The following is a 12,957-nucleotide window of genomic DNA, read 5'->3' as shown; positions in this document are numbered from 1 at the left end:
CCCCCTCTCCCCATTCTGTTCCCGATATAGCCTTCCCTCTCACCTCATATTCGCACATTCACAAAAAAAACCTTCCTTTTTTCAAAGGAAGGTCAACATTTTACACTTCTCAATCGTTTACTTCAATTTATCACGGAGAACCATCTGAAGGATCCCGCCATGACGGTAGTAATCGATCTCAATTTCAGAGTCGAAACGCGCGATGACTTTGAACTCCGTCACCGTGCCGTTCTCGTGCGTCGCCTTGACGTCCAAGATATCTCGCGGACGAACTGACTCGTCGACTTGGATATCAAGTGCCTCTTCGCCCGATAGGCCGAGCGATTCGGCAGACTCCCCATCCATGAACTGGAGCGGTAACACGCCCATCATGACGAGGTTTGAGCGGTGGATGCGCTCGAAGCTTTGCGCGATGACGGCGCGAATACCGAGCAAGTTCGTCCCTTTTGCAGCCCAGTCACGCGATGAACCCATCCCGTAGTCGTTGCCTGCGAGGACGATGAGCCCCGTGCCTTGCTCTTTATACTTCATTGCCGCGTCGTACATCGGCATGATTTCGCCAGTCGGCCAGTACGTTGTGAAACCGCCTTCTGTGCCCGGTGCGACTTGGTTACGGATGCGAATGTTCGCGAACGTACCGCGCATCATCACTTCGTGGTTACCCCGACGCGATCCGTACGAGTTGAAGTCGAGCGGTGCGACCCCTTTTGACTGCAAGTACTGTCCGGCTGGTGTCGTCTTCGAGAACGCCCCTGCCGGTGAGATGTGGTCGGTCGTGACCGAATCGGCAAACTTGCCGATGACGCGAAGTCCGTTGAGCGGATGGACCACGCCTGCTTCCGGTTCGAGGTTTTCGAAGAACGGTGGGTTTTGGATATACGTCGAGTCGTCCGAGAAGTCGTACAAGTTGCCTTCTGGCACGTCGAGCGCGTTCCAACGTTCGTTGCCGGTGAACACCGTATCGTACTCTTTACGGAACGCTTCCGGTGAGACGACGTCTTGAACGACCATCTTGATCTCATCGTTTGACGGCCAGATGTCTTTGAAGAAGACTTCGTTGCCGTCTTTGTCAGTACCGAACGATTCGTTCATGATGTCGAAGTTGACCGACCCGGCGAGTGCGTAAGCGACGACAAGCGGCGGCGAGGCCAAGAAGTTCGCTTTGACGAGTGGGTGGACGCGGCCTTCGAAGTTACGGTTCCCCGAGAGGACCGACGACACGAGCAAGTCGTTCGACGTGATCGCTTCTTCGACTTCACGGTCGAGCGGGCCTGAGTTCCCGATACAAGTCGTACAACCGTAGCCGACGGTGTTGAATCCGAGCTGATCGAGGTACGGTGTGAGGCCTGCCTTGTCCAAGTAGTCCGTAACGACTTTCGAACCTGGAGCGAGCGACGTCTTCACGTATTTCGGAACTGTGAGCCCACGTTCGACCGCTTTTTTCGCGACGAGACCTGCTCCTACCATGACGTATGGGTTCGACGTGTTTGTACAGCTCGTGATGGCTGCGATGGCGACGTCACCCGTCTTCATGTCAACAGAACCACCTTCGTAGTTGACGGCGACGGTTTTATCGAGTTCGGCCCGATCGAGGCCGAAACCGCTATGTCCGGCCGGTGCCGTCAAGCTGTCGACGAACGCGTTCTGCAAGTCAGACAAGTTGATGCGGTCTTGCGGACGTTTCGGCCCTGCGAGTGACGGTTCTACTTTAGACAAGTCGAGCGTGAGCGTTTTCGTGAACGCCGGGTCGGCCTGGTCAGGCGTGTAGAACATGTCGTTCGCTTTCGAGTATGCCTCGACGAGGTCGATCAACTCTTCAGAGCGACCTGTCGTGCGCATGTAGTTGAGCGTCTCCGTGTCAACCGGGAAGAAACCACACGTCGCACCGTACTCAGGTGCCATGTTGGCGATCGTCGCGCGATCAGAGAGCGGCATCGTGTGGAGCGACGGTCCGAAGAACTCGACAAATTTGCCGACGACTTTCTCGTTACGGAGCATCTCCGTCACGACGAGCGCGACGTCTGTCGCGGTGACACCAGGGTTCACTTCCCCGATAATCTTGACGCCGACGACGTCAGGTACCGGGAAGTAAGACGGTTGACCGAGCATGCTCGCCTCGGCTTCAATTCCTCCGACGCCCCATCCGAGTACGCCGAGGCCGTTGATCATCGTCGTGTGCGAATCCGTTCCGACGAGCGAATCCGGGTATGCGACGTTGCCAGTTCCGTCGTTCTTCTCAAGGACGACCGATGCCAAGTACTCAAGGTTGACTTGGTGAACGATCCCTGTCGCCGGTGGCACGGCACGGTAGTTGTCGAACGCCGTTTGGGCCCAACGCAAGAATTTGTAACGCTCTTCGTTGCGCTCGAACTCGATGTCCATGTTTTTCATGAGTGCGCCGGCAAAACCGTACGCATCGACTTGGACCGAGTGGTCGACGACGAGGTCGACCGGGATTTCTGGATTGATTTTGTTCGGGTCGCCTCCGAGGTCGGCCATCGCTTTGCGGAGCGAGGCGAGGTCAACGACCGTCGGAACGCCGGTGAAGTCTTGTAACACGACACGGGCCGGTTTGAACGGGACGTCAATATCTTTCGACACCTCGGCTGTACCCCATTTAGCCAAGTTCTCGACGTGCTCTTTCGTGATGCCTCGGCCGTCTTGTTGGCGGAGCACCGATTCGAGCAACACGCGAATCGAATACGGGAGACGACTAAGTTCAGTCACTCCATCCTCTTCTAATTTCTTAAGTCGGTAATAGTCATACGCCTGACCGTTCACCTCGAACTGCGTCCGAGATGAGAAAGCGTCTAACACGTTCGTCTGTTCCATACAATTTCCCCCTTTTTGAAAGCGGCGACGCGGGCAATTGCCGTAATCGCTTACTTATCACATGTTTATCATAATACAACTATAGCGTGACGTAAAATACATTCCGTCACAAATTAGTCATAAGTAAAACTTATCAATTCGTGTTCATCCGGTTAAACGCGAAAAGGCGGCCCTGCTACAGGACCGCCGCTTTCAAATCATTATTCGACACCGATCTCCGCGTTGACATCGAGTGCGTCGACGAGCGTCAACTCGTCTTCGTAGCGTTCTTTGAACCGATCGAACGTGAACTCGTTCGCGAACAAGAATACCGGACGTTCCCAACGGTCCGTCACGAGCATGTTGCGCGAGTCTTGGAACGGTTTGAGCGCCTTCAGTTCTTTGTCTTTCACCCAACGAGCGACGCTGTAGGACACAGGTTCCATCCGAATGTCGACACCGTACTCATTGTTCAAGCGGTATTCGAATACTTCGAACTGGAGCTGACCGACCGCACCGAGATAAATCTCGTTGTATTCGTTGCGGTACACTTGAATCGCACCTTCCTGGGCGAGCTGTTCGACGCCTTTGTGGAAGTGTTTTGACTTGAGTGAGTTGATCGGTGAGACGCGCATGAACAGTTCAGGTGGGAACGTAGGCAACGCTTCGAAAGCGATTTTTTGTTTCGACGTCGTGATCGTATCCCCGATTTGATACGTCCCTGAGTCATAAATCCCGATGACATCACCAGCGAACGCTTTGTCGACCGTTTCTCGGTCGTTCGCCATCAGTTGCGTCGATTGGCTCAACTTGATTTTCTTTCCGGTCCGCGTGAGCGTCACATCCATGCCGCGCTCGAACACACCGGAGCAAATCCGGACGAAAGCGATGCGGTCACGGTGGGCCGGGTTCATGTTCGCCTGAATCTTGAACACGAAGCCGCTGAAGTCCTCAGCTGTCGGGTCGATCGGACCGACGTTCGACTTACGGGCCTCTGGGGCCGGTGACATCTCGAGGTAATGATTTAAGAACGAGGTCACGCCGAAGTCGACGAGCGCCGTCCCAAAGAAGACCGGGGTCAACTTCCCGTGTTGAATCGACTCGACGTCAATCTCGTTGCCGGCGCCGTCAAGTAGGTCGATCTCATCACGAAGGTTCGTCAAGTTCTCTTCTGTCAAATAGTCGGCTAGAACCGGGTCGTTCACACCGTCCTCGTTCAACGTGAGCGTCGACTTATCGCCTCGGAACAAATGGACTTCATTCTTGATGCGGTCGTACACGCCTTCAAACTGCATGCCGCTACCGATCGGCCATGTGACGGCGACCGATGGCATACCGAGTACTTCTTCAAGCTCTTCCATGAGCTCGAGCGGGTCTTTCGCCTGGCGGTCGAGTTTGTTCATGAACGTGAAGATCGGAATCCCTCGCATGCGACAAACTTGGAACAGTTTCTTCGTCTGCGTCTCGATCCCTTTGGCGGCATCGATGACCATGACGGCACTGTCGACAGACGTCAAGACACGGTATGTGTCTTCCCCGAAATCGTTGTGACCCGGCGTATCCATGATCGAGACGACTTTATCTTGATAGACGAATTGCATGACCGATGACGTGACCGAGATCCCACGTTGCTTCTCGATTTCCATCCAGTCGGACTTGGCATGCTTCGAATTTTTGCGGGCTTTGACCGTCCCCGCCTCGCGAATCGCGCCCCCGTGCAAGAGCAGCTTCTCCGTCAGCGTCGTTTTACCAGCATCCGGGTGCGAGATGATGCCGAAAATCCGGCGTTTCTCTACTTCATGTTTCAATTGGCTCATATATGTGATCCTTTCTATTCAAGACGTTCCTGATTCGTTCAATTTGCAACGCTATCTATTTTAACGAAATGTGTCGGGTTCGTCCATCCTAAGGCGATGCTCTTGCTTTTGTATTCCTACTTTTTTTTGTATACTAATTTTGAATGACTGTGAATTGAGAGAACGGGGGAAAGACGATGCCAGAAAGTCTGGTCATGTATTTCATTGTCTTTTGGGGGTTCGTGATGATCGGCTTGATGTCCATCGGTGGATTTTTCATGTTCCGTAAGTTTTTAAAACGAATGCCGAAAGAAGACGGGCGGTCCCTGCTCGATATTGAGGACGATTATATCGATCGGACACGTCACATGTGGACGCCTGAGACACGGACGCTCCTCGATCGGCTCGTCACACCGGTGCCAGAGTTGTTCCGTGACGTCGCGATTCGTAAAATTGCCGGTAAAATCGGACAGTTCGCTCTTGAATCGAGGGCGAAGGAGATGACGACCGAGCTCGTTGTCAAAGGCTATATCGCTGCCACGCCAAAACGCGACCATAAGTTTTTAAAGAAGGCACTCGAACAAGAACAAATCGACTGGACGGTTTACAAACATTATTTCCAGCAGTAGTCCTCAAGTAATTTGAGGACTTTTTGTGTGGCTTTGTTTTCGAATTGTGCCATACGACTAATAGGTCTAAAGAACCGTTTTAACTTCCGATTACTACTTTGAAATAACGTTCACCTTTTTGACATTATTGAAAACGCTTACAAATAATTGGTATGACCAATATTAGTATAATAACAGCTTTGAACAGGTTTAAAAATGGATGGATTTTCCTTCATTTTCATTTCTATAATGTACGTATCTTGATTGCCAAGGAGGTTCATCGATGCATGACGTAACAGAAGTCACACAAACCGAGAGCACGAGGTCAGCGGAGGCGATCGTCGAAAGCCCGACGTTCGTTAAGCTGATGCGGGAAAAGAACCGCTTCATCGTACCGTCTATCATCTTTTCACTCATCTTTTATTTTACGTTGCCGGTCTCGACGAGTTATTTCACGTTCTTGAACACGAAAGTCGCCGGTGACATCACTTGGGCGTGGGTACTCGCCTTCGCCCAATTCTTCATGACGTGGACGTTTTGTGTCCTGTACAGCCGGCGCGCCCGCCGGTTCGATGAACTCGTCGAAAAAATCAAGCAGGAGGAAACACGATGAACTTGACGGCCGTGCTCTTGTTTCTCGCCATTGTCGGATTGACGCTCGTCATCACGTTCTTCGCTGCCCGTAAAACGAAGACGGCCAGTGATTTTTATACGGCCGACGGTGGATTGACCGGTTTTCAAAACGGTCTCGCCATCGCCGGCGATTACATGTCGGCCGCCTCGTTCCTCGGGATTGCCGGGATGATCGCCCTCGCAGGCTTTGACGGGTTCTTCTACTCGATCGGGTTCCTCGTCGCCTATCTCGTCGTCTTGTATCTCGTCGCCGAGCCGCTCCGAAACCTCGGCAAGTACACAATGGCCGATATGATCGCCGCTCGTTTTAACAAGCCGCGTGTCCGTGGCGTCGCCGCCATGAACGCCATCGTCATCTCCATCTTCTATATGATTGCCCAACTCGTCGGCGCTGGTGCGCTCATCGAGCTGTTGCTCGGCATCCCTTATACGACGAGTGTCGTCGTCGTCGGCATTTTGATGACGGTGTACGTCGTCTTCGGCGGGATGACGGCCACGTCGTGGGTCCAAATCACGAAAGCGGTCCTCTTGATGATCGGGACGGCCATCATCTCGTTCCTCGTCTTCGCCAAGTTCGACTTTTCGGTGTTCAAGATGTTTTCGGAAGTGAGCAAAGCGACACCGCTCGGCGACAGCTTCTTGAACCCGGGCAACAAGTTTAAACTGCCGCTCGATACGATTTCGCTCAACTTGGCGCTCGTCCTCGGGACAGCCGGTCTCCCACATATCTTGATTCGTTTCTTCACGGTCAAAGACGCCCCGACGGCTCGGCAATCGGTCGTCTACGCGACGTGGGTCATCGGCGCGTTTTACATTTTGACGATCTTCCTCGGTTTCGGTGCCGCCGCCTTCGTCGGCTCTGACGCCATCATCGCTGCCAACCCGGCCGGCAACATGGCCGCACCGCTCCTCGCCCAAGTGCTCGGTGGGGACTTATTGTTCGCCTTCGTCGCCGCCATCGCCTTCGCGACGATTCTCGCAGTCGTCGCCGGCCTCGTCTTGTCGGCAGCATCGGCGTTCGCGCATGACTTCTACGGACATATCATCCGGAAAGGGGAAGCGACGGAGAAAGAGCAAGTGTTGGCGGCCCGCATCGCTTCAATCGCCGTCGCTGTCGTCTCGATGGGACTCGCCTTCTTTGCCCAGTCGATGAATGTGGCGTTCCTCGTCTCGCTTGCGTTCGCTGTCGCGGCGAGCGCGAACTTGCCGGTCATCCTCTTCACGATTTTCTGGCGACGGTTCAACACGGGTGGCGCCATCTTCGGGATGGTCGTCGGCCTGTTTTCTTCCTTGTTCCTCGTCGCCATCAGCCCGAACATTTGGGCGCCGGACGGGTCCGCCATCTTCATCGGTGAAGCGCTGTTCCCGCTCACGAACCCAGGAATCGTCTCGATCCCACTCGGTTTCCTCGCCGCCATCGTCGGAACGTATATGACGAAATCAGATGAAGCGATCGGAAACTATGAACGGATTCTCGTAAAAGCCAATACCGGCATCGATGCCGAGACAGAAGCTGCCGCCTCGAAAGCAGACTAAAAAAAGCGTACCTGATTCGCTCATCAGGTACGCTTTTCATGTGGCCATGATCTGTTTGTACTTTTGATACATCGCGATTCGCCACGGGACAATCATGCCCCAGGCGATTAAGTAAAACAGTCCGCCCGTCGCAAAGATGTTTACTTCCGCCCCGATGAACGCCTTCATCGCGGTCCGGATGGCGAGCAAGACGAAGACGACGATGAAGAAGGCTTTCGAGCGGGACAGATACACTTCCCCGTTCCGCTTCTCGAAGTTTGACGTTTTGATGAGAAACACACTAAAAATCAAACCGACGAGAAGCGCCTCCCCGACTTCGAGCCACGTTAGGCGAAAGGCCGGTACGAGAAATTGGAGCATCCCCGTCGACATCGCGAGCGGGGGTATTAAAATCTTCTTGGCGTTCGTCGGACGTGCGGAGGCTTTGACGCGAACGAAACTCGCGACAACCCCCATCAACAGCGCGACGATGGTCGATCCCCAAAATATCGACATACGGTCAACCCCTTTAAAATCCGGTGAATCCGACGAGTTCGCTCATCCAAGCAGCGAATCGGTTCATCCCATCAAAATATAACAATACGCCGAACGCCATCATCAAGTAACCACCGAATTTCGCGACTTTTCCGCTGTTTTTCGCCAAATACTTGATTTTCCCGACAAATCCGGCCATGACGAGAAACGGGATCGCGAATCCGATGACATAAGCGAGCATATAGCCCATCCCTTGACTCGGGTTCGATGCGGCGAGCGCAATCACCCCAGCGAGAATCGGTCCCGTACAAGGTGTCCAACCGGCAGCAAAACCAATCCCGATCAAAACCGTACCGAAGTAGCCGCTCTTCCGTTCACCGAGCGAGAGTTTCTTCTCACGCATCATGAAGCTCGGTTGCCAAATCCCTGCCAAGAAGACGCCGAACACGAAGATGAGGATGGCACCGAACATGCGCAGACTATCTTTATACTGGATGAAGACGTCAGCGATGAGCGAGGTCGATAGTCCGAGGACGAGAAACACGATCGAGAAACCGAATAAGAAAGCAAACGTATGAAACCAAGCTTTCCGCTGACGCAACCCTTCGTTTTTCAAGTCAGAGACCGATACCCCTGTGATATATGACAAAAAGACGGGATAGAGCGGTAACGTACACGGAGATAAAAATGATAAGACGCCCGCCCCGAAGGCGAGCCAAAGTGTGACTTCCATGCGATCTTCCACCTTTCAGCCCAATTATAGCGAAAACCTTTTCAAAATGCTCGTATCTTCTGCTCATTGGAAGTGTCCTACTTCTTTGTAATGTTTGACATGGAAATGAAACTTGTCATAAGTAGTGTTAGATGCTAACATTTGGATATTTAAGTACACCAGTTTCTATTTTATAACGATGGGGGAAACAATGTGGCGGTCATCACAGCTGAAAACTTACACCATGCCATTGAACGAAAGCGCGATGAGTTGTACGAAGTCGCCTCACGACATAGTTGGACGTCTCCTGAAGTGATTCATATCAGTCAGGAATTGGACACGTTGATCACACGTCACGTCCTGTTAAAACATCCAGAAGAACAATCGACTCGTTAAACACGACAGCTCGCCACAATATCGTGGCGAGCTTTTTTTATGGAAACTCCATACCTCCATGGGTACACTTTCAAGTTTATGACATCAGACGTTGGCCGGATTGCAATTCGTACATCTTCTTATACAACCCGTCCTGTCGAAGCAGATCTTGGTGGTTGCCTCGTTCGACGATTTCTCCGCGATGCAGGACGAGGATGAGATCCGCGTCTTGTATCGTCGAAAGGCGGTGGGCGATGGCGATCGTCGTCCGTCCCCTCCGCATTCGATCGAGCGCGTATTGGACTCGCTCTTCCGTCTCCGTATCGATCGAGCTCGTCGCTTCGTCGAGAATGAGAATCTTTGGATCCCGGGCGACGGTCCTTGCGAACGCGAGCAATTGCCGTTCCCCGCTCGAGAACGTCGCACCACGCTCCCCGACTTGATGGCCGTAGCCGGCGTCAAGTTTCTCGATGAACGTGTGGGCTTGCACGAATTCGGCCGCCTCGCGGACACGATCGGAATCGATAACGGGATTGAACAGCTTCAAGTTATCCTCGATCGTTCCCGTGAAGAGGAACGGGTCTTGCAAGACGAGCCCGACCTTGTCCCGGAGCTCCGCTTCCTCGAATTGTTCGATCGGTTGGCCGTCAATCGTGATTTGACCGGATTGGTATGGGTAGAAGCGGGTGAGCAAGTTGATAATGGAACTTTTCCCGCTTCCCGTATGACCGACGAGAGCGACGGTCTCCCCTGGTTTGGCGACGAATGAGATATGTTTCAACACATCGACCTCACCGTCGTAACTGAACGTGACGTCATCGAACCGAACCTCACCGTTGCCGATACGCGCCTCCCCGGGAAGACGTTTACCGGGTGCCGGTTCATCCGTGTCCAAAATTTTGAACACACGATCGGCCGAGACGACCGCTTGTTGAAACTCACTCAAGCGTTGCATAATATCGAGCACCGGTCGGAAGATCCGCTCGATATAGCTGATGAACGCATAGACGACCCCGATTTGGACTTGTTCTGTCGTCGACAACACCCCGTAATAACCGAGCAAACCGATGATCGAGAAAGCGAGCAACAACTCGATGATCGGACGGAGCAACATGCTGTCGAGCTTCAAGTTACGGTAGCGGGCTTGTTGATGCGCCTCGTTCGTCTCTTCAAACTGACGGATGAGACGTTCTTCTTGCCGGAACTGCTGAACGATGCCCATCCCGTTGACCGACTCGTTCAACTGAGCGTTCAGTTGGGACAGCAAGTCGCGGACCTGGGCGAAATATTTCGTCGAATAGCGACGATACGCCCAGATGATGAGCCAAAAGAGCGGCACGAGAACGAGCCCCATCGTCGCGAGCGTCGGCTCTAGGATGTAGAGGAAGATATACGTTCCGAGCAGTTGCACGCCCGACTGTACGAACGTGCTCATGACCCCGACATAAAGCTCTTTCACGGCTTCCGTGTCGTTCGTGATTCGGGATACGAGCACGCCGGCCGGAGTTCGGTCGAAGTAAGCGAGCCGCATTCCCATCACGTGCCGGAAGATGTCCATCCGGATGTTTTGGACGATCTTCAACGCGATCTTTTGGAACGAAATCGATTGCAAGTAATCAAAGATGATCGCCGACACGTGGAGCACCATATAGACGACGAAAAGCGTGACGACCCAGTTCGTCGGATAGACGCCCGGGGTGACGAACTCGTCGATGAACACTTTGATCAAAAACGGCCCGGCGAGCTTCGCGCCTGTCGCGAGCAATAAGAACACGAACGCGATGCTGAGCGGACGGCCGTATCGCTTCGTATAGCCGAGCAACCGTTCGATGACCGCCCATTCTTGAATGTCATGCTTCATGATGCCCGCCTCCTTCCACGATCGCCTCGAGCTGTTGACGATCGTACGTATCTTTATACCAACCTTCTTGCTGAATCAGTTCGTCATGGCTACCCCGTTGAATGACTTTCCCGTCCTCTAGCACAAGAATCTCATCAGCATGTTCGACAGCCGAGAGACGATGGGCAACGATCAGGCGGGATTGGTCCGGATTCCCCGTTCTGAAGTGTTCGATGATCGCTTCTTCCGTCTTCGCATCGACGGCGGACAACGCATCGTCAAGAATGAGGACGTCCGCATCAATCATGAGGGCGCGGGCGATCGAGATACGCTGTTTCTGCCCTCCTGAGAGCGTCACGCCGCGCTCTCCGACGAGCGTCGCGTATCCTTCTGGGAGGCGCATGATGTCATCATGCACTTCGGCCACTTTCGCGGCGGTCATGATCTCGTCCATGCTTGCGTCGGGACGGCCGAACGCGATGTTGTTCGCGATCGAGTCCGAGAAGAGGAAATGATCTTGCGGGACGAGCGCGACCCGTTCGAGTAAGACCGATTTTTTCACTTGGCGGATGTTGATGCCCCCGATTTTGACTTTGCCTTCGTTCACATCATATTCGCGCGTCAACAAACGGACGATCGTCGTCTTCCCGGAACCGGTGCGCCCGACGACTCCGAGCGTCTTGCCGCGCTCGAGGCGGAACGACACATCCCGTAGCACAGGTACCTCATCATACGCGAACATGCGGACGTCGGCCTCAATTTCGGAATGGGCCAGCTTCGTCGCCGCCACCGGATCGTCTTGGATCTCAGGTTTGACGGCGAGCATGCGCTCGATTCGGTCGTATGAGGCGCGACCACGTTCGACGATATTGAACAGCCAGCCGAACGCGAGCATCGGCCACGTGAGTAAACCGAGGTACGCCGTGAAACTGACGATTTGACCGATCGTGAGCTCGCCTTGCTCAATCAAATACGCCCCATATCCGATCGATAATATGTAAGATAGTCCGACAATCCCGAAGATGGTCGGGTCATACAGCGCATCAATTTTGGCGACGCGAACGTTTTTCGCCATCACCTCATCAGACAGTTTCTCGAACGATTCGACGTCTCGTCCGATTTCACCGGTTGATTTCAAGACACGCACGCCACTGACGCTCTCCTGGACTTTATCGTTCAGTTCGGAGAACGCTGCCTGAGCGACGCCGAACCGGCTATGTAGCAACTTTCCGTAACGTGTCGTCAATGCGACCATGATTGGTAACGGCAAGAGCGCGACGACCGTCAACTTCCAACTGATCGTCGTCACCATCGTGATGATGACGAACGTCCCCATCGTCACGCTATCGACGAGTGTTAAGATGCCGGCCCCGGCCGTCATCGAGACGGCTTGCACGTCGTTCGTCGCATGCGCCATTAAATCTCCGACTCGTGACTTCTTGTAAAAACGTTGATCCAAATCGGTAAAGTGTCGATAAAGCTGGCTCCGGAGCAATCGTCCGAGCCGGATTGACGCACCGAAGATGAAATAGCGCCAAAAGAAGCGGGCCACATAGTTCCCGATGCCGACGGCGGCGAGACCGCCGAGGAGGAGCCACAACAAGTTCGCTTCGAGCGAACCTTCGTTCATCTCATCGACGATACGGCCGATGATGCGCGGCGGCACGAGCTCGAGCGCGGCGACGAACATGAGCAGGACAATACCGAGTGCGTATGTGCGCCACTCCAGCTTGAAAAACCAGGATAATTGTTTGAATACACGAATGTGAAACGCCCCCTATATCTTGAAATAAGACTATTCATTTATGGTAGCGAAAGTTTGTTCGATTGTCTAACAATATATGGATACAAAAAACACTCCGCCGCGGCGAAGTGTTCCGGTAACTCATTATGATTTCTTTTCGTTCTTCATTTGAACGTTCATGGCACGCATCACTTGGTTGACTTTCTTCTGTGACGGTTTTTGACCCATTTGCATCATCAACGTACGAATCATATCTTCATTGATTGGCGGGTTTTGTTCGAGGTAGTTCATCATGTATTTACGAGCGATGAAGAAACCGATCGCGATACCTCCGATGAGTGCTGCTACGACGATAAGAATCCAGAACAATGTACTCAAGGTTTTTACCTCCTCTACCATATGAAACATCGTTTTTTACTATACACTAT

General features: G+C 53.2%; 11 protein-coding genes. 4 read left to right on the top strand and 7 right to left on the bottom strand.

Going from position 1 to position 12,957, the window contains the following annotated elements; all coding sequences use genetic code 11:
- Positions 1-117: 117 nt before the first annotated feature.
- Together acnA and P398_RS0109365 are read right to left on the bottom strand one after the other, a co-directional pair.
- Positions 118-2,832, bottom strand: a complete 2,715-nt coding sequence (gene acnA / locus P398_RS0109370) for an aconitate hydratase AcnA (protein WP_029334889.1) — start codon at positions 2,830-2,832, stop codon at positions 118-120.
- Between the two features lie 200 nt (positions 2,833-3,032).
- Positions 3,033-4,628 carry a peptide chain release factor 3 gene (locus P398_RS0109365; RefSeq protein WP_024372467.1) on the bottom strand — a complete coding sequence of 532 codons (1,596 nt, stop codon included), beginning with the start codon at positions 4,626-4,628 and terminating at the stop codon, positions 3,033-3,035.
- A gap of 176 nt (positions 4,629-4,804) precedes the next feature.
- Between P398_RS0109365 and P398_RS0109360 the strand changes: the two genes are divergently transcribed.
- From P398_RS0109360 to P398_RS0109350, 3 genes are all read left to right on the top strand, one after another.
- Positions 4,805-5,236: a DUF2621 family protein gene (locus P398_RS0109360; RefSeq protein ID WP_024372466.1), complete on the top strand. Its 432-nt coding sequence runs from the start codon at positions 4,805-4,807 to the stop codon at positions 5,234-5,236.
- A gap of 262 nt (positions 5,237-5,498) precedes the next feature.
- Positions 5,499-5,828: a DUF485 domain-containing protein gene (locus P398_RS0109355; RefSeq protein ID WP_024372465.1), complete on the top strand. Its 330-nt coding sequence runs from the start codon at positions 5,499-5,501 to the stop codon at positions 5,826-5,828.
- Complete coding sequence (locus P398_RS0109350) at positions 5,825-7,384, top strand: solute symporter family protein (RefSeq protein WP_029334888.1); 1,560 nt, start codon at positions 5,825-5,827, stop codon at positions 7,382-7,384. The genes P398_RS0109355 and P398_RS0109350 overlap by 4 nt, the downstream gene beginning before the upstream one ends.
- Before the next feature lie 36 nt (positions 7,385-7,420).
- On the opposite strand, the gene P398_RS0109345 is transcribed toward P398_RS0109350, so the two are convergent.
- Positions 7,421-7,879, bottom strand: coding sequence for a CcdC family protein (locus tag P398_RS0109345; protein WP_024372463.1), 459 nt, complete (start codon positions 7,877-7,879; stop codon positions 7,421-7,423).
- 13 nt (positions 7,880-7,892) lie between these two features.
- A complete protein-coding gene (locus P398_RS0109340) occupies positions 7,893-8,591 on the bottom strand; it encodes a cytochrome c biogenesis CcdA family protein (RefSeq protein WP_024372462.1) in 699 nt (232 codons plus the stop codon).
- A gap of 192 nt (positions 8,592-8,783) precedes the next feature.
- Between P398_RS0109340 and P398_RS0109335 the strand changes: the two genes are divergently transcribed.
- Entirely contained in the window at positions 8,784-8,966 is a 183-nt protein-coding gene (locus tag P398_RS0109335) for an aspartyl-phosphate phosphatase Spo0E family protein (RefSeq protein WP_029334887.1), read from the top strand.
- Positions 8,967-9,042: 76 nt separating this feature from the next.
- On the opposite strand, the gene P398_RS0109330 is transcribed toward P398_RS0109335, so the two are convergent.
- From P398_RS0109330 to P398_RS0109320, 3 genes are all read right to left on the bottom strand, one after another.
- On the bottom strand, positions 9,043-10,806 hold the full coding sequence (locus tag P398_RS0109330; protein WP_029334886.1) for an ABC transporter ATP-binding protein: 1,764 nt from the start codon (positions 10,804-10,806) through the stop codon (positions 9,043-9,045).
- Positions 10,796-12,550, bottom strand: coding sequence for an ABC transporter transmembrane domain-containing protein (locus P398_RS0109325; protein WP_024372459.1), 1,755 nt, complete (start codon positions 12,548-12,550; stop codon positions 10,796-10,798). Before P398_RS0109325 ends, P398_RS0109330 begins: the two co-directional genes overlap by 11 nt.
- A gap of 123 nt (positions 12,551-12,673) precedes the next feature.
- On the bottom strand, positions 12,674-12,907 hold the full coding sequence (locus P398_RS0109320; protein WP_024372458.1) for a YneF family protein: 234 nt from the start codon (positions 12,905-12,907) through the stop codon (positions 12,674-12,676).
- Positions 12,908-12,957: the final 50 nt, after the last annotated feature.

Origin of the sequence: Exiguobacterium aurantiacum DSM 6208, from assembly GCF_000702585.1 — a bacterium.
Taxonomy (GTDB): Bacteria; Bacillota; Bacilli; order Exiguobacteriales; family Exiguobacteriaceae; genus Exiguobacterium; species Exiguobacterium aurantiacum.
This window is presented reverse-complemented; position numbering and strand designations above follow the sequence as displayed.

What these genes read in the sequence shown, in the direction of transcription:
- acnA (WP_029334889.1), bottom strand. Translation starts at nt 2,832, where the DNA reads ATGGAACAGACGAACGTGTTAGACGCTTTCTCATCTCGGACGCAGTTC.
- P398_RS0109365 (WP_024372467.1), bottom strand. Translation starts at nt 4,628, where the DNA reads ATGAGCCAATTGAAACATGAAGTAGAGAAACGCCGGATTTTCGGCATC.
- P398_RS0109360 (WP_024372466.1), top strand. Translation starts at nt 4,805, where the DNA reads ATGCCAGAAAGTCTGGTCATGTATTTCATTGTCTTTTGGGGGTTCGTG.
- P398_RS0109355 (WP_024372465.1), top strand. Translation starts at nt 5,499, where the DNA reads ATGCATGACGTAACAGAAGTCACACAAACCGAGAGCACGAGGTCAGCG.
- P398_RS0109350 (WP_029334888.1), top strand. Translation starts at nt 5,825, where the DNA reads ATGAACTTGACGGCCGTGCTCTTGTTTCTCGCCATTGTCGGATTGACG.
- P398_RS0109345 (WP_024372463.1), bottom strand. Translation starts at nt 7,879, where the DNA reads ATGTCGATATTTTGGGGATCGACCATCGTCGCGCTGTTGATGGGGGTT.
- P398_RS0109340 (WP_024372462.1), bottom strand. Translation starts at nt 8,591, where the DNA reads ATGGAAGTCACACTTTGGCTCGCCTTCGGGGCGGGCGTCTTATCATTT.
- P398_RS0109330 (WP_029334886.1), bottom strand. Translation starts at nt 10,806, where the DNA reads ATGAAGCATGACATTCAAGAATGGGCGGTCATCGAACGGTTGCTCGGC.